The following is a 16217-nucleotide window of genomic DNA, read 5'->3' as shown; positions in this document are numbered from 1 at the left end:
ACGGCCTCACTGTGTCCCGGCGCCGGCCGCTGCGGGCGGACACCCCCCACCCCGTCCCCTTCCCGCCGTCGGCGACTGCCTCCGGTCGTAGCTGCGGGCAGTCGTGCTTTTCCCAAGCTCTTCGGGCAGGGGGGACCCCCAGGGCGGCACGGGCGGGCGCAGCGGCACCCCGCCAGCGCCGGTGAGCACACCCACCCCCGGCCGGCCACAGCCCCGGACACCTGGAAAACGCCGTACGCGAAAGTCCCGTATCAAAAAAGGAAACGTGCACGTCCCTCCCCCCGAAAGAAGGGACGTACACGTGGAGGCTCAGGCCGTTCGGCGGCGCAGCAGTGTGAAGGATGTCGCGGTCGCCGTCGCGGCCAGGGCCAGGACGATGCCGCACTCCACGAGCTGAAGCGGCCAGTAGTGAGACTCGGGGTGGAAGACGACGTAGTAGACGTCCGCGTTCCGTCCGCCGGCCAGTTCCCATGCGTGCTCGGGGAGGTCGACGGGGTGCGTGGCGGTGCGGGTCCGCGTGGGCCACAGGTCGGCCCGGTACGTCTCCATGGTGATCGCGAGCAGCCACATCACGGCGACCGAGACGCCGAGGGCCGGCAGCGCGCGCCGCAGGAGGAGCGCGGTGAGGGTGCCCACGGCCAGGGCGCACAGGGCGTACGCGACCGCCGCCGGGCCGCGGGCCAGGAAGAGGGCCGGGGTGTACCAGTCGTCGAAGGTCAGGTCCCGGTTGGCCGCCCAGGTCCAGTGGAACACCGTGACGAGCAGGGTGAGCCCGGCGGTGAGCGTGAGCGCGGGCAGGGCCAGCTTGGCCGTCAGCCAGCGGGTCGGGGTGACGCCCTGGGTCCAGGCGAGGTGCGCGGTGCCGGACTCCAGCTCGCGGCCGATGAGCGCGCCGCCCGCGTAGCCGGCCACGAGGAGGAAGGCGTAGCCGATCAGGAGGGCCACCATGCCCGCCTCTCCGCCGTAGGGGGAGGCGACGGCGTCGCAGTAGTCCTGTGCGCAGTGGGTCTGCGCGGCGCGGGTGTGGTGCGCGGTGACCTGGTTCAGCCAGAGGGTCCAGACGGTCAGGACGAGGATCAGGGCGATCCACACGGCCGTCGCCGCGCGGTGCACGCGCAGGAGCGTGGTGGTCATACGGCGGCTGCCCTGCCGCCCGTGATGCGGCGCAGCGTCATGTACGCGCCTGCCGTGAGCAGGGCGGTCAGGGCGAGGGCCAGGGCCGTCGTGGTCAGCTGCAGCGGCCAGTAGTGGGAGGCCGGGTGGTAGATGTGGAAGTGGCCGACCGCGTCGAGTTTTTCGTACAGGGCCCGGCAGTCGGGGTAGGCGGTGCTGCCGCAGGTGGGGTCGGCCATGTGCCTGCCGGTGGAGGTGACCAGGCCCTCGTCGACGTACAGGACGTCTCCGAGGAGGTCGGCGTTGCGCAGGTCTGTGGTGCGGGTGGCCGTGGGCCACAGGTGGGGCATGGCCTGGTCGGCGATCGTCCGGACGACGAGGGTGAGGGCCATACCGAGCATCAGGGCCGGCAGGGTGCGTTGCCACAGGAGGCCCGCGAGGGCGCCGGCGGCCAGACCGGCCAGCGCGAAGGCGATCGTCGTGGGGCCGTTGGCGTGCAGTGTGGTGTTGTCGTACCAGGCCTCGGCGGTGTCGATACGGCCCTCGGCCGCCGTCCAGGCCAGGCGGTGCAGGATGACCAGGAGGGTGGTGCCGGCGGTGATCAGGGCGGCCGGCAGGGCCAGGCGGCCCGTCAGCCAGCGGGTCGGGGTGAGGCCCTGCGTCCAGGTCAGGCGGGCCGTGCCGGACTCCAGCTCGCGGCCGACGAGGGCGGCGCCTGACCAGGCGGCCACCACGAAGGGGACCGCGGTCACCGCGATGGTCGTGTACGTGTACAGCGTCTTGTAGCGCAGGATCGCCGGCTGGTCGTACGCACACGACTCGGTGTCGCACGCGTTCCACTGGCGCCAGGCGGCCGCTGCCGCGTCGGTCGCCGGACCGTACAGCCACAGCAGGGCGGCGGCCGTCGCCAGCACCAGGGCCGCCCAGGTGAGCAGGGCCGGGCGGTGCAGGCGCAGGAGCCAGTGCAGGTGGCGGGGCGCGTGCGTCTTGTGCGTCGGGGCGGGCAGGGGTACGGCGCTCATGCGGCGGCCTCCTGGGGGAGCGCCGGTGCTTCGGGGTTGCGCAGGTGCGCCAGCACCAGTTCCTCCAGGGTCGGCACCGAGGTGCGCCAGTGGGTGGGAAGCGGGGCGCCCGGGCGCAGGAGGGCGGTGAGCTGGCGGCCGGTGGTGCGGGACTCCACGACGGTGTGCGGGGTCAGGTCGGCGGTGTCGGCGGGGGCGCTCACGCGCGCGTGCGCCTCCAGCAGGGCGTCGATCTCGCCGGACAGGCGGACCGTGCCGCCGCCGAGCAGGAGGAGGTGGTCGCAGGAGTCCTCCAGTTCGGCGACGACGTGCGAGGACATCGCGATCGTCGTGCCGTACTGCGCGGCCTGCGCCATGAGCGTGCCCATCAGTTCGTGCCGGGCGAGCGGGTCGAGGTCGGCCATCGGCTCGTCCAGCAGGAGCAGTTCGGGGCGCTTGCCCAGGGCCAGGGCGAGGGCCACGCGGGTGCGCTGGCCACCGGAGAGCGAACGGACTTTCGACCGGGGGTCGAGGTCGCCCGTCGCTATGACGCGTTCGGCGGTGGCCGCGTCCCAGCGGGCCGGATTCAGGTCGGCGCCCATGCGCAGCGTCTCCGCGACGGTGAGCTGCGGGTACAGCGGCTTGTCCTGGGCGACGTAGCCCACACGCGCGCGTGCCGATGCGGGGTCGGTGCCGAGGACGGTGATCCGGCCCTCGGCCGGGGTGGTGAGCCCGGCGGCCAGGGCGAGGAGCGTGGACTTGCCGGCGCCGTTGGGGCCGACGACGGCGCAGACGCGTCCGGCGGGCAGGCGCAGCGCGCAGTCGCGCAGCGCCCAGCGGGCGCGGCCCGGACGCCGGCCGAAGCGCTTGCCGAGGCCGGTGGCCTCGATGGCCGGGTCGGTCATGGACGTTCTCCCTGTTCTCCGGGGAAGTGCTGGTCGAGGACGGCGGTGAGGAGCGCGGCCACGTCGTCCCGCTCCAGTCCGGCCCTGCGGGCCCGCTGGGCCCACTCCTCCAGTTCCGCGCGCAGCGGGGAGTCGGCCGGGGTCGTGCCCAGCGAGCGCCGTACGAAGGTGCCGAGGCCGCGGCGTGCCTCGACCAGGCCCTCGCGTTCCAGCTCGCGGTAGGCCTTCAGGACGGTGTTGGGATTGATCGCCGTGGCCTCCACGACCTCGCGGGCCGTGGGCAGCTTGTCGCCGGGGCGCAGCAGCCCGAGGCGCAGGGCCTGTTTCGTCTGCTGCACGATCTGGACGTAGGTGGCCACGCCGCTGTGCCGGTCGATGCGGTACTCGACCACTCCGCCAACCACCCTTTCACTAATTGAGTAGTGAAAGGGTGGTGCAAGGGGTGGGGCAAAGTCAACTCCGGCGGCCGTCACCGAGCGGGGGGAGGGGGGAGGGGAGCGCGCTCGTCACCGAGGGGGCGGGGAACCGGCTCTCGGGTGGCCCGAGCGGCCGGTCCAGCGGCCGGTCCGAGCGGCTGGCCCCAGCGGCCGGTCCGAGCGGCTGCAAAGTCGTCGCCGGTTGCGTGAACCGATCGGCGGGGGTCGTCCGATGAGGAGATGTGAGCGAAACGAAAAGCGACGGGGAGCTGCTGCGGGCCATCGCGGCAGACGGGGACCGTCACGCCTTCGAGGAGCTGTACCGGCGGTACGCGCCGTGGCTGACCGCGCGTATGCGCAGCCGCTGCGCCGACGCCGGGATAGTCGACGACGTCGTACAGGAGACGTTCCTCGCGGTGTGGCGGGGCAGCGCCCGCTATCGCCAGGAGGGCGACGTCGCCGGGTGGCTGTGGCGCATCGGCGCGCGGCGCCTGGTGGACGCGCTGCGCGGGGACGGCGCGCGCGGCCGGCTGCGGCAGGCGCTCGCGCGGCTGCGGCACCGGGACGAGGTGTCCGCCGAGGAGCGCGTGCTCGCGGGGGTGGAGCACGGGGATCTCGCCGGCGCGCTCACAAGGCTGTCGCCCGAGTTGCGCGCCGTGCTGCAGGCCACGGTCATCGACGGGCTCAGCACCCGGGAGGCGGCCGTCGTGCTCGGCATTCCGCCCGGCACGGTCAAGACGCGGGCGATGCGCGCCCGCAAGCAACTGCGGGAGGCGCTGGCATGACGTGGCATGTGGCCGAGGACGATCTGCGCGCCTACGGGCGCGGCGAGCTGGACCCGCCGCTGCTGTGGTCGGCGGACACGCACCTCACGGCGTGTTCCGAGTGCCGCGCCCGGCTCGCGGACGTCACCGAGCCCGTCGCCCTTGACCAGGGCTGGGCACGGCTGGACGCCGAGCTGGACGCGCCGCGGCCCGGGCTGAGCGAGCGGCTGCTCGTGCGGTGCGGGGTGGCCGACCACACCGCACGGCTGCTCGCCGCCACCCCGGTGCTGCGCCGCTCCTGGCTGCTGGCGCTGGTGTTCGTGCTGGCGGCGACCGTGCTGATGGTGCACGCCGCCGGGTCGCTCGCCCTGTTCCTCGCCCTGGCACCGCTGCTGCCGCTGGCCGCGGTCGCGCTGTCCTACGGCCCCGTCCTGGACCCGACGTACGAGATGGCCGTCGTCGCCCCGATGCACGGCTTCCGGCTGCTGATGCTCCGCACGGTCGCGGTGCTGTCCGGCAGTCTCGTGCTCAACGGCGTGGCCACGCTCGCCCTGCCGGAATACGGACTGCGCGCGCTGACCTGGCTGCTGCCCGCGCTCGCCCTGACCACCACCGGACTCGCTCTGACCCCGCGGCTCGGGCCGGTGCTCGCACCCGCGCTGGTCGGCGGCGCCTGGGTCGCGGTGCTCGCCGTGGCCAGAGCGCTGAACCACGGGACGCTCGCCCCCTTCACCCTCTTCGGGCAGCTCGCGGCCGCCGTGGTCGCCGCCGGAGCCGGCTGGCTGCTGGTGCGGCTGCGCGACCGCTTCGACACCACCTCGGCGCACGCGCCGTTCACCACCTACGGGAGTGCCGCATGACCACCACCGTCTCCGCCTCGGGGCTGACCCTCCGCTACGGCGGCACGCGCGCCCTGGACGACGTCTCGCTCAGGCTCGCCCCCGGCGTCACCGGGCTGCTCGGGCCCAACGGAGCCGGGAAGACCACCCTGTTGCGGGTCCTGGCCACCGCGGTCCCCGCCGACCGGGGCTCCTTCACCGCCCTGGGCCACGACCCGGCCACGGCCGCCGGCCGGCAGAGACTGCGCCGCGAGCTCGGTTACCTCCCGCAGAACCCCGGCTTCCACCCGGACTTCACGGCCTTCGAGTTCGTCGACTACGTGGCGATCCTCAAGGAGCTCACCGATCGCGCCGCCCGCCACCGCGAGGTGCGCCGGGTCCTCGACGCCGTCGACCTGTCCGATGTACGCGGCCGGCGCATGAAGCGGCTGTCCGGAGGGATGCGGCAGCGGGTCGCCCTGGCCGCCGCTCTCGTCGGTGACCCGGGCTTCCTGGTGCTGGACGAGCCGACCGTCGGCCTCGACCCGGAGCAGCGCATGCGGTTCCGTGAGCTGATCGCGCAGGCCGGAGAGGGGCGGACGGTGCTGCTGTCCACCCACCAGACCGAGGACGTGGCGATGCTGTGCCATCGGGTGATCGTCCTGGCCGGCGGGCGCGTCCGCTTCGAGGGCAGCCCCGCCGAGCTGAGCGCACGGGCGGCCGGCCGGGTGTGGAGCAGCGCCGACCGAGACCCCGGCGCCCGCGCCGGCTGGCGCACCGGCACCGGCACCTACCGCAACATCGGCGACCCGCCCGAGGGTGCCGACCTGCTCGAACCCACCCTGGAGGACGGCTACCTGCTGGCCCTCGACGACATGGCCACGGAGGTGGCGGCATGAGCGCGACGATCACCACCCCGGCGCCCGCGGTCACCGGACCCGAGCGCACCGCCCACCCCTGGAGGGCCATCCTCGCCCTGGCCCGCTTCGAGGCACGCGAACTGCTGCTGTACATCCCGGTGTTCGTCTTCCTGCTGCTGTACACCGGTTACTCGCTCTGGCAGTTGCTCATGCGCGGCGACGGCATGGACGACTACCCGGTGCTGCAGGACGTCGACCGCGCCACCCAGACCGGCCCGCTGCTGGTCGCCGTCGCCGTGTTCCTGTGCGTCAACCGCGCCGCGCTGCGCTCCCACCGGCAGGGCACCGACCGGCACTTCGCCGTGCTGCCCGTCCCGCCCTGGCAGCGCACCCTCGCCCACGTCCTGTCCGTCGTACCGGTCGCGGCCGTCGTCGCCCTCGTCGTCACCGCCGAGTTCACGGTGGCGGTGCTGCGCCCGGGCGCGGTCGGGCACGGCTCGGCCGCCGAGCTGGTGGTCGGCCCGCTGTCGGTGCTGCTGGCCGGGGCGCTCGGCGTGTTGCTCGCCCGGCTGGTGCGCTCCTCCTTCCCCGCCCCGCTGTTCGTCATCGGCCTGTACGTTCTCGTGACCCTCGTCGCCGTCGCGGCGGACGGCTCGGACGCCGACTGGGTCAACTGGCTGTCCCCGGTCGTCGACGAGACCGGCGGCAAGCCGGTCCCCTCCGACCTGCTGGGCCGCCCGGCCTACTGGCACGCGCTGTATCTGCTCGGGCTGACGGTGCTGCTGCTGTGCGCCGCGCTGCTGCGCAGCGGGCTGCGCAGCCGTTCGCTCGGCGCGCTCACCGCCGTGGCCGTCGCCGCCACGGGCGCGGGCGTCGCGGGCCAGTCCACCGGCGACGGGCACGAGGTGCTCGCGGCCCGTACGACGGCGTCGGTCCACCCGGAGCGGGTGCAGCAGTGCGTCCCGCACGGCACGAACGTGTACTGCGCCTTCCCGGAGTGGACCGGCCGCACCGCCGACTGGGCCAAGGAGGCCGACCGGGTCCAGCAGCTCGCCGGCGGCGCCGCGCAGCACAGCAGACTGACGGTCCGCCAGCGGCTCGAGGCGCGCTACGGGCTGACGTCGGACTCCGCGCTCGCCCCGCTGTCCGGTCCCGGCCAGGTGACCGTCGGTACGCGCTGGGGCGGCAACCGCGTCCCCGAGTTCGCCGTGGCTGTCGCCTCGGTGCTGGTGGCCGGGGACGAGAAGACCGCGAGCGGGATGTGCGACGCCCGGACGGTGACCGTGATGTGGCTGGCGCTGGCCGCCCAGCCGGACCCGATGACCGCGCTGCGCGACGTCCGGCTCGACGACTCCGTGACCGGTCCCGCCGTCGCCCTCAGCACCACCGACCCGGTGTCGATGAGCGCCCCGCAGACCGACGTCGTCCGGGCACTGCTGGAGAAGCCGCGCGCCCAGGTCACCGCCTCGGTGAAGGCCCACTGGCCGGAGCTGACCTCACCGAAGACGCCGCTGACGCGGGTCGCCCAGCTCCTGGGCGTACCGGCTCCGGCTCAGGAAAAGGGGGAGGCCGGTGACTCCTGTGACTCATGAGACCGGTGCGTCTGAGACCCCCGCACCTGTGACTGCGGCACCCGAAACCGCTGCCGCCCCGACCGGTCGGCGTGCCCGTGCCGCCCTCGGCCCCCTGCTGGCGGCCACCGCCAGGACCCTGCCCCGGGCCCCGCTGGCCGCGGGCGCCGCGCTTGGGCTGCTCACGGCCGCCTGCTCACGCCTGCTGTCCGGTGGCCCCGCCGACCCCTGGCTGAGTCTGGTGCTGCTGCGCGTGGCCGCCGTATGCCTGGGACTCGGTCTGGCGTTCCTCCTGGACGACCCGGCCCGCCGTACGACGGAGACCGTGCCGACGGGACGGGCACTGCGGGCCTGCCTGCGGGCGGCGCTGATCGCCCCGCTCACGGCGCTGTGGTGGGCGGCGGCCCTGCTGCTCACACCGGCCGACGCGCGGCCCCCGCTGGCGGAGACCACTCTGGAAGCCGTCACCCTGGCCACGCTCGCCCTCGCCCTGGCGGCGGTCGCCGTACGCCGCAGCGCCGAGCCGGAGCCCGGGCGGGCGGCGGCGGTGGGAGTGCTCTCGCTGACCGTGCTCGCCGCGCTGCTGCCGGACCGGTGGGGACTCTTCGTCGCGCAGGGCAGCCCGCAGTGGGCCGGCGCTCACGACCGCTGGGCGGTGCTGCTCGCGGTGACGGTGGCGGTCTGGACACTGTCCATACCGGAGCCCTTGCACCGAGGACGGCTGCGACCCCGCCCGTCGGGCGCCTGAAACGCCCCGCCCGAGCCTGAAACGCCCGGGCCGGCGGCAGAACGACCCTGCGGGGGAGCCGCCGTCAGGTCTCCGTCCGGTACATCAGGTCCGTCTCGTACGCGGTGAAGCCCATCCGCTCGTAGACGGACACGGCCGCCTTGTTGTCGGCGTCGACGTACAACATGGCCGTCGGCAGACCCTGCGCCGCCAGGTGCCGCAGGCCGATGACCGTGAGCGCCTTGCCGAGGCCGCCGCCCTGGTTGCCGGGGGCGACGCCGAGGACGTAGATCTCGCCGAGCTGTTCCTCGGCGTGGACCTTCGTCCAGTGGAAGCCGATGAGTTCACGCTCCCCGGCGCCCGCCGCGGACCCGGCCGGGCCCGCCGCGGCCCGGGCGCCCGCCGTCTCGCGCTCGGCGAGGAAGAAGCCGGCCGGATCGAACCAGGGTTCGGCCTTGCGGGCGTCGAGGTCCCGCTGGGTGAGGGAGCCCTGCTCCGGATGGTGGGCGAAGGCGGCGGCGTTGACGGCGAGCCAGGCGGCGTCGTCCTGGCCGGGCACGAAGGTGCGCACGGTGACGCCCTCGGACAGCGCCGGATCGGGCAGATCCAGGTCGGTCAGCGCTCGCCGCATCTGGCGCAGCTCGCGGAACAGGGTCAGCCCGAGGACCTGTGCGAGGTGCCGGGCGGCGGGGTGACCGCCGTGCGCCCACACGCGCAGTCGCTTGCCGGACGCGGCGAGCAGCGCGGCGCCGAGCGCCCGCCCATGACCGTGGCCGCGGTGGGCGGGGTGGACGACCAGTTCGGCCGCCGGTGCCTCGACGGGGTCGGTGTCCTCCAGCTGGGCGTAGCCGACGAGTTCGCCGCCCACGGTCAGCAGCAGATGGGAGACGCCCTCGCGTTCGCCGTCGCGCAGCTGGAGCCGGCCCTGCTCGGACACCGCCTGCTGGCCGTCCGAGCGGGCGGCCTCCGCGAGCAGGTCGAGGACCGTCTCGGTCCGCTCCTCGGAGAGCGCGGCGTAGGTCTCGATGGATCGGGCGCCGGGAAGCCGTGCGATGTCGTCGCTGGTCATGCGTACGAGGGTAAGGGGAGCGACCCGCAAAGTGGGGACAAAGCGGAGGGCAAAGGGAAACCAGGATGTAACCCCGAACCCCCTGTCGCGCTACGCGCGTTGACTCTAGGCTGCGCCCGGGCGTGGCCACCGCCGTACCGGACCCGCCAGGTCACGTCGTCACCGCACACCACCAGGGGGGCGTATGCCAACCACCGACCAGCCGAACCGTCCCGCAAGACGCCGCACCCGCCGGCTGCTGGCGGCCGCCGCCGCGCTCGCCACGGCCGGCGCGCTGGCCGCCGCGCTGCCCGCGTCCGCGAGCACGGACGGCCCCCGCAAGCCGGGCGGCCACCACGAGCCGGCCCCGGGCCGCTACCAGGACGTGCAGCTGCTGTCCTTCAACGACCTGCACGGCAACCTGGAACCGCCGTCCGGTTCCTCGGGCCGGGTCACCGAGCTGCAGCCCGACGGCACGACGAAGACGATCGACGCGGGCGGCGTGGAGTACCTGGCCACGCATCTGCGCGACGCGCGCAAGGGCCACCCGTACTCCATCACCGCGGCGGGCGGCGACATGGTGGGCGCCTCGCCGCTCATCTCCGGCCTGTTCCACGACGAGCCGACCATCGAGGCGCTGAACAAGCTGAAGCTGGACGTGACCAGCGTCGGCAACCACGAGTTCGACGAGGGCGCGCAGGAACTGGCCCGTCTGCAGAACGGCGGCTGCCACCCCAAGGACGGCTGCTACAGCGACGAGGGCTTCGAGGGCGCGGACTTCCCGTACCTGGCCGCGAACGTCCTCGACGACAAGACCGGCAAGCCGATCCTGAAGCCGTACTGGGTGTGGCAGAAGAAGGGCGTGAAGATCGGTTTCATCGGCGTCACCCTGGAGGGCACCCCGGGCATCGTCTCCGCCGACGGCGTCAAGGGGCTGACCTTCAAGGACGAGGTCGAGACGATCAACAAGTACGCGAAGGTGCTCCAGCGCCAGGGTGTGCAGTCGATCGTCGCGCTGATCCACGAGGGCGGCTACCCGGCGTCGGGTTCGTACAACTACGACTGCGACTCCCCGGGCGCCGGTGGCGGCATCTCCGGCCCGATCGTCGACATCGCCAAGAACGTCACCCCGGCCGTCGACGCCCTCGTCACCGGTCACACCCACAACGCGTACGTGTGCACCATCCCCGACCCGGCCGGCAAGCCGCGCATGGTGACCTCGGCGTCCTCCTTCGGCCGCCTCTACACGGACACGACGCTGACGTACGACCGGGGGACGGGCGACATCGCGCGTACGGCGGTGAAGTCGGCGAACCGCGTGGTCACCCGGGACGTGCCCAAGGCCGCGGACATGACCGAGCTGATCGGCAAGTGGAACGCCCTGGCCGCACCCATCGGCAACCGCCCCATCGGCTACATCTCCGCCGACGTGCCGAACACCGGCACCGAGTCCCCGATGGGCGACCTGATCGCCGACGCCCAACTGGCCTACGGCAAGCAGCTGGACGCGAACACCTCCCTGGCGCTGATGAACCCCGGCGGCGTGCGGGCGGGCCTGACGTACGCGGCGAAGGCGGCCGAGGGCGACGGCGTGGTGACGTACGCGGAGGGCTTCACGGTCCAGCCGTTCGCCAACACCGTCAACCTGCAGGACTTCACCGGCGCGCAACTGGTCCAGGTGCTGAAGGAGCAGGTGTCCGGCCCGAACCAGGCCGCGCCGAAGATCCTCCAGCCGTCGGCGGGTCTGACGTACACGCTTGACCTCACGAAGAGCGGCGCGGACCGCGTGGTCACGGACTCCATCCGGCTGAACGGCAAGCCCATCGACCCGTCGGCCACCTACCGCGTCGCGACGAACAGCTTCCTCGCGGGCGGCGGCGACGGCTTCCCGACGCTGGGCCAGGGCACGAACGACGTGGTCGGCACGGACGACCTGGCGGCCCTGGTGCAGTACCTGACGGCCAACTCCTCGGCGACGACCCCGCTCGCGCCTCCGGCGGCGAACCGGATCACGATCACGCAGTAACACCTCTTCACGAGGCCCCGGGGCCCGGCCGCTCCGTACCCGCACACGGTACGCAGCGGCCGGGCCTCGCGCTCTCCGGCACCAGGGCCCGAACGGCCTGCCGTCAGCGCGAACGCGCGTGGAAGTCGCCGCCAGAACCGGCAAGGAGGTGCACCGGGTCCGCGTCATGCACCATCCGGCCTCGTTCGCCCTCACCCGCACTCCGGCCGGCCGGCTGCTCTACGACGAGAAGAGGGTGATCCGAGTCGATCTCGGCACGGGACGCACGACGGCGATCGACCTGCCGGGCACGCTGCTCGACGCGTGAGTCACCGCGTCGTCCGGTCCGACGCGAGCACCTGGGGCGCCGTGGGTGACCAGTCCCCCAGCCAGTCCGCGACCTCCTGCTGTGCCGCCTGGGCGTCCGTCAGCTGAGGGCGGTCGGTGCTTGCGCCGCTCGCTCCCGGGCCGGAGTTGCGGTACTCCGCGAAGCGGTCGTTCTTCCAGGAGAAGCCGCTCATGTCGGTCCAGGGGGTGGGCTTGATCGCCGCGCTCAGCGAGGTGTTGCGGACCGTCGTCTGCGGGTCGAGCGTGGCGTCGCCGCCCGCGTGCCAGGGGCGGCCCAGGTAGAAGGAGCCGGGGGAGACGTCGCCGGTCACCGTCGAGTTGGCGATCAGGATGCCCTTGCGGTCCGTCGCCGTCGACGGGGCCGTGACGTAGCCCGCCGACGTGCCGTTCCAGCGCTTCTTCAGGGTGAGGACCGAGTGGTCGATCACCGCGGTCGCGCGGCCGAAGACGAAGTCGACGTTGCCGACGACGTAGGAGTTCGTCATGTAGACGCGGCCCGGTTCGTCCTTCGACGCCGTGTCCAGGAGCAGCGTGTCCTGGTCGCCCTCCACGATCACCGAGTCCAGCAGCACCCTGTCGGACGCCGTGCGCAGCGCCACCGCCTGCTGGGCGATGTCCTGGTGGGCGGCCTCGTCGAAGTCGTTGCGGAGGGTGAGATTGCGGGCCTGGAAGTCATCGGCCTCGACGGCGACCGTGGCGCTGCCGGCCGTGCCGTAGGTGCCGGAGCCGTCGGGCTTCGGCGTGCCGGACGCGTTGTTGTAGACGATCACCGTGTCCTTGCGGCTGCCGCCCGTGCCCTGGATCGTCACGTGCGGTTTGGTGGAGGGGACCTTCACCGTCTCGCGGTACGTGCCCGGCGCCACCGCGATCACCACACGGGAGGTGTTGTTCGCGGGGATGGCGTTCACGGCCGCCTGGACGGAGGTGTACTGGCCGGTGCCGTCCTTGGCGACGGTGAGGGTCTTCGACGCGGTCAGCAGCGTGCCCCATGAGGTGCGCGGGCCCGTGCCCGCCTTCAGCAGCGCCGGGACGTCGGCCGCCTTGTCGAGCGTGTACGGGTAGTACGTCCTCGGGTCCCAGGCCGCGCCCGTGCCGCCGCTCTCGTTGCGGCCCGTCGTGCCGGAGAAGACGTTGCCGCGCTGGACCAGCGTTGCCGTGCTGTCGCGGATCACCGGGTTGTTCATGCCCTGGAAGTAGCTGTTCTCCAGCAGCATGTTCGTCTTCCCGCGCGCGTAGTTGCCGTAGGAGGACGTGATCGTGGTGCCCGGCTCGTCCTGCAGGTAGTTGTTGTACAGGTGGGCGTGGGCCACGTTGTCCGTGGACGGGTTGCGCTGTTCGGTCTCGCGGATCCAGTTGTGGTGGATCGTGATGTCCGCGGTGGTGTTGTCGGTCCAGCCGATGCCGAACGCCTTGTTCTCCTGGCTGAGCCTGTTCCAGGACACCGTCAGGTACGTCGTGTCCTTGCGGCTGTCGATCAGGCCGTCGGCCATGTGACGGATGTCGTTGTGGTCGATCCAGACGTGGTGGGCGCCGTCCATCTGGATGCCGTCGTAGTCGTGCTCCTTGTCGTTCCACACACCCTGGTACGCGTCCCGGATCGTCAGGTTCCGGATGATCACGTTGTGGACGCCCTGACCGAGGAAGAAGCCGCCGCCGACGAGGTGGCCGGAGGTTCCCGCGCCGACGATCGTCTTGTCCGACTGAACCTTGATCTCCGTGCCGACGGGGCTCATCGTGATCGGCCCGGCCACGACGATGACGTACGGCTCGCTCGCCGTCGCGTACTTCTCCAGGTCGGCCTGCGTCCTCACGGTGACGGTCTGCCCGTCACGGCCGCCGAAGGTGCCGTTCTGGCCGAGGGCGTGGACGGAGGCGAAGCCGTCGGCCGTCGCGGTGGCCCAGGCGGGGGCGGCCGCCGGCGTCCGTTGCTGGGCGCCGGCGCCGGACACCGTCGCGTACGTCAGCGCCGCGGCCAGCGTCAGAGCCAGCGGGACGCCGACGGTGAGCGCCGTGCGGCGCCTGCGGTGGCGTGACCTGCGGGGGGGATGCGTTGCGGTGCGCGCTCATACGACCGCCCTTCCGTTTCCGTGCGGGGACTGAGGCGTCCATGGGTTGCCGCACAGAGCAGAAAAGTTGCCGCGAGAAGGCGGTCTTACGGCACCGGCGTGCCCGGAGGCGGTGTCGGAGCCCCCGGCAGCCGTACCGTCGCCACCGTGCCGCCGCCCTCCGCGCGCGCCAGCGACACTTGGCCGCCCGCCTGCTGCACCGTGCGCGCCACGATGGACAGGCCCAGGCCCGACCCCGGCAGTGCGCGGGCCGACGGGGAGCGCCAGAAGCGGTCGAAGACGTGCGGGAGTTCATGCTCCGCGATGCCCGGGCCGTGGTCGCGCACGGTCAGCACGCCGCCGGTCAGGCGGACCTCGACCGTGCCGGACCCGGGGCTGAACTTGACCGCGTTGTCCAGGACGTTGACCACCGCGCGCTCCAGCGCGGCCGGCTCGGCGCGGACGTACCAGGGCTGGAGGTCCGCAGTGATGGTCAGTTCGGGGCCGCGCAGGCGGGCGCGGCGCAGCGCCGACTCGACGGTGTCCTCCAGGGAGACGACCTGGACGCGTTCACCGCGCGGGTCGTCGGCGCGGGAGAGTTCCTGGAGGTCGCCGATGAGCGAGGCCAGCTCCGTCATCTGCGCCTTCACCGACGCGAGGAGCGCCTTGCGGTCCGCCTCGGGCAGCGGGCGGCCGGTCTCCTCGCTGCGGGAGAGCAGCTCGATGTTGGTGCGCAACGACGTCAGCGGGGTGCGCAGTTCGTGGCCCGCGTCGGCGATCAGCTGCTGCTGCAGGTCGTGGGAGCTGGCCAGCGCGGAGGTCATGGAGTTGAAGGAGCGGGACAGGCGGGCGATCTCGTCGTCGCTGTCGTCCTCCACGGGGATGCGGACGGTGAGGTCCTCGGTGCGGGCGACGTGCTCGACGGCCGCGGTGAGCTTGTCCACGGGGCGCAGACCGGTCCGGGCGACGGCGAGGCCTGCGGCGCCCGCGCCGAGGACTCCGACGCCGGACACCAGGAGCAGAATCCAGGCCAGCGAGGACAGCGGCTTGGTGACCTCCTCCAGTGGCTTGGCGATGGACACGGCGATGCCGGTCTGCACTTGGCCGGTGGCGCGGTCGACGACGGGCAGCGTGTAGACGCGTACGGGGGTGCCGTCGGTGGTGGCGGAGGTGTGCAGCGAGTTGCGCCGGAGGCCGTCCGCCACGGCCACGTCGGAGGATTCGATACGGACGGTGTCGTTGGCGGGGTTGAGGCAGGTCGAGCCGTCCGAGTACAGAATCGTGACGATGGGGGAGTTGGGGGGCTGCGGGATCTTCTGCGGGTCGGACAGCTGGCAGTTGCGCAGCATGCCCTGCAGCAGCCCCGACGAGACCTGTTCGCCGTGCAGCTCTTCGTCGAGCTGGTTGTACAGCTGGTCCCGCACCAGAAACCAGCACGACAACGACACCGCCGCCACCGCGAACGCCACCGCCGCCGCCACCAGCAGGGACAGCCGCGTCCGGATCGGCAGCGTGCGGAAGCGGCGCAGTGGGCCGCTCACTCCGCGCCGCCCTGTCGCAGGACGTAGCCGACGCCGCGCACGGTGTGGACGAGCCGGGGCTCGCCGGCCGCCTCCGTCTTGCGGCGCAGGTACATCACGTACACGTCGAGGGAGTTCGACGACGGCTCGAAGTCGAAGCCCCACACCGCCTTCAGGATCTGCTCGCGGGTGAGCACCTGGCGCGGGTGCGCCATGAACATCTCCAGCAGGGTGAACTCCGTGCGGGTCAGCTCCATGGTCCGCCCGCCCCGCGTGACCTCGCGGGTGGCGAGGTCCATGCGCAGGTCGGCGAAGGTGAGCACGTCCTCGTCGGCCGGGTCGCCCGCGCCCACGGCGGCCGCGTAGGAGCTGCGGCGCAGCAGGGCGCGGATGCGGGCGAACAGCTCGTCCAGCTCGAAGGGCTTGACCAGGTAGTCGTCGGCGCCGGCGTCGAGGCCGGTGACCCGGTCGCCGACCGTGTCGCGGGCCGTGAGCATCAGGATGGGTGTCGTGTCGCCGGCGCCGCGGATACGGCGGGCGGCGGTCAGGCCGTCCATGCGGGGCATCTGGATGTCCAGGACGATCAGGTCGGGCCGGTAGGCGGTGGCCTTCTGCAGGGCGTCCGCGCCGTCGACGGCGACCTCGGTGCCGTATCCCTCGAAGGCGAGGCTGCGCTGGAGTGCTTCGCGCACCGCCGGCTCGTCGTCGACGATCAGGATGCGCTGGGGGTCACGGTCGCCGTCGGCGGGGCTCATCGGTCGCGGTGTCCTCGGATGCGGTGGGTCGGGTTTCCCGGCGGTATCAGCCTCGCATGCCGACGGCGTGCCGGGGCAGGACACCGCTCAGCAGGTCACCGCCGTCAGCCGGCGCAGCGGCACCTTGTGGCGGTGGGGCCGGTTCGCGCCCGTGCGCAGGCCCATCAGGTGGGGGACGGCGATCTCGGGCAGCGGGGCCGGCGGGGCGGCGGCGAGGGTGAGGGCGGGTGCCTGGCGCTGCGCCGGGGCGGTAACGGTGGGGCGGACCGTGGGGGAGGCGTGCTGGATCATGTCGTACTCCCTGCTCTCAGGGGCCGGGCG

16 protein-coding genes are annotated in these 16217 nt (G+C 72.9%); 7 read left to right on the top strand and 9 right to left on the bottom strand.

Annotated elements, in window-relative coordinates; all coding sequences use genetic code 11:
* Positions 1-309 precede the first annotated feature (309 nt).
* The 4 genes from AB0J12_RS09605 to AB0J12_RS09590 are packed head-to-tail and all read right to left on the bottom strand — an operon-like array spanning position 310 to position 3411.
* The gene (locus AB0J12_RS09605) at positions 310-1134 is read right to left on the bottom strand and encodes a hypothetical protein (protein WP_363263683.1); all 825 of its coding nucleotides are present in this window, start codon (positions 1132-1134) and stop codon (positions 310-312) included.
* Positions 1131-2135: an ABC transporter permease gene (locus AB0J12_RS09600; protein ID WP_363263682.1), complete on the bottom strand. Its 1005-nt coding sequence runs from the start codon at positions 2133-2135 to the stop codon at positions 1131-1133. The genes AB0J12_RS09605 and AB0J12_RS09600 overlap by 4 nt, the downstream gene beginning before the upstream one ends.
* Positions 2132-3019, bottom strand: coding sequence for an ABC transporter ATP-binding protein (locus AB0J12_RS09595; RefSeq protein WP_363263681.1), 888 nt, complete (start codon positions 3017-3019; stop codon positions 2132-2134). The genes AB0J12_RS09600 and AB0J12_RS09595 overlap by 4 nt, the downstream gene beginning before the upstream one ends.
* Positions 3016-3411 carry a GntR family transcriptional regulator gene (locus tag AB0J12_RS09590; protein WP_363263680.1) on the bottom strand — a complete coding sequence of 132 codons (396 nt, stop codon included), beginning with the start codon at positions 3409-3411 and terminating at the stop codon, positions 3016-3018. Before AB0J12_RS09590 ends, AB0J12_RS09595 begins: the two co-directional genes overlap by 4 nt.
* A 266-nt stretch (positions 3412-3677) precedes the next feature.
* Here AB0J12_RS09590 and AB0J12_RS09585 point away from each other — a divergent pair, with 266 nt between their 5' ends.
* The 5 genes from AB0J12_RS09585 to AB0J12_RS09565 are packed head-to-tail and all read left to right on the top strand — an operon-like array spanning position 3678 to position 8196.
* Positions 3678-4220 carry an RNA polymerase sigma factor gene (locus AB0J12_RS09585; protein ID WP_363263678.1) on the top strand — a complete coding sequence of 181 codons (543 nt, stop codon included), beginning with the start codon at positions 3678-3680 and terminating at the stop codon, positions 4218-4220.
* Positions 4217-5059: a zf-HC2 domain-containing protein gene (locus tag AB0J12_RS09580; protein WP_363263677.1), complete on the top strand. Its 843-nt coding sequence runs from the start codon at positions 4217-4219 to the stop codon at positions 5057-5059. Before AB0J12_RS09585 ends, AB0J12_RS09580 begins: the two co-directional genes overlap by 4 nt.
* On the top strand, positions 5056-5916 hold the full coding sequence (locus AB0J12_RS09575; protein ID WP_363263676.1) for an ABC transporter ATP-binding protein: 861 nt from the start codon (positions 5056-5058) through the stop codon (positions 5914-5916). Before AB0J12_RS09580 ends, AB0J12_RS09575 begins: the two co-directional genes overlap by 4 nt.
* Complete coding sequence (locus AB0J12_RS09570; protein ID WP_363263675.1) at positions 5913-7469, top strand: ABC transporter permease; 1557 nt, start codon at positions 5913-5915, stop codon at positions 7467-7469. The genes AB0J12_RS09575 and AB0J12_RS09570 overlap by 4 nt, the downstream gene beginning before the upstream one ends.
* Before the next feature lie 28 nt (positions 7470-7497).
* On the top strand, positions 7498-8196 hold the full coding sequence (locus AB0J12_RS09565) for an ABC transporter (RefSeq protein ID WP_363263674.1): 699 nt from the start codon (positions 7498-7500) through the stop codon (positions 8194-8196).
* A gap of 64 nt (positions 8197-8260) precedes the next feature.
* Here the strand turns inward: AB0J12_RS09565 and mshD are convergent, their stop codons facing one another.
* The gene (gene mshD / locus AB0J12_RS09560) at positions 8261-9244 is read right to left on the bottom strand and encodes a mycothiol synthase (protein ID WP_363263673.1); all 984 of its coding nucleotides are present in this window, start codon (positions 9242-9244) and stop codon (positions 8261-8263) included.
* A 184-nt stretch (positions 9245-9428) separates the two neighbouring features.
* Here mshD and AB0J12_RS09555 point away from each other — a divergent pair, with 184 nt between their 5' ends.
* Both AB0J12_RS09555 and AB0J12_RS09550 read left to right on the top strand, forming a co-directional pair.
* Complete coding sequence (locus AB0J12_RS09555; RefSeq protein WP_363263672.1) at positions 9429-11249, top strand: bifunctional metallophosphatase/5'-nucleotidase; 1821 nt, start codon at positions 9429-9431, stop codon at positions 11247-11249.
* Between the two features lie 118 nt (positions 11250-11367).
* On the top strand, positions 11368-11556 hold the full coding sequence (locus AB0J12_RS09550) for a hypothetical protein (RefSeq protein ID WP_363263671.1): 189 nt from the start codon (positions 11368-11370) through the stop codon (positions 11554-11556).
* A gap of 1 nt (position 11557) precedes the next feature.
* Here the strand turns inward: AB0J12_RS09550 and AB0J12_RS09545 are convergent, their stop codons facing one another.
* The 4 genes from AB0J12_RS09545 to AB0J12_RS09530 form a co-directional block, all read right to left on the bottom strand.
* Positions 11558-13564 (bottom strand): pectinesterase family protein, encoded by a 2007-nt coding sequence (locus AB0J12_RS09545; RefSeq protein WP_363263730.1) that lies wholly within the window; start codon positions 13562-13564, stop codon positions 11558-11560.
* 164 nt (positions 13565-13728) lie between these two features.
* Positions 13729-15162, bottom strand: a complete 1434-nt coding sequence (locus AB0J12_RS09540; protein ID WP_363263670.1) for a HAMP domain-containing sensor histidine kinase — start codon at positions 15160-15162, stop codon at positions 13729-13731.
* Entirely contained in the window at positions 15159-15896 is a 738-nt protein-coding gene (locus AB0J12_RS09535; protein WP_363263669.1) for a response regulator transcription factor, read from the bottom strand. Before AB0J12_RS09535 ends, AB0J12_RS09540 begins: the two co-directional genes overlap by 4 nt.
* A gap of 87 nt (positions 15897-15983) precedes the next feature.
* Positions 15984-16187, bottom strand: coding sequence for a hypothetical protein (locus AB0J12_RS09530; protein ID WP_363263668.1), 204 nt, complete (start codon positions 16185-16187; stop codon positions 15984-15986).
* Between the last annotated feature and the right edge of the window lie 30 nt (positions 16188-16217).

This window comes from Streptomyces sp. NPDC049915 (assembly GCF_040656475.1).
GTDB lineage: Bacteria > Actinomycetota > Actinomycetes > Streptomycetales > Streptomycetaceae > Streptomyces.
Note: the sequence above shows the minus strand (reverse complement) of the source record. Positions and strands in the feature narration are given on the sequence as shown.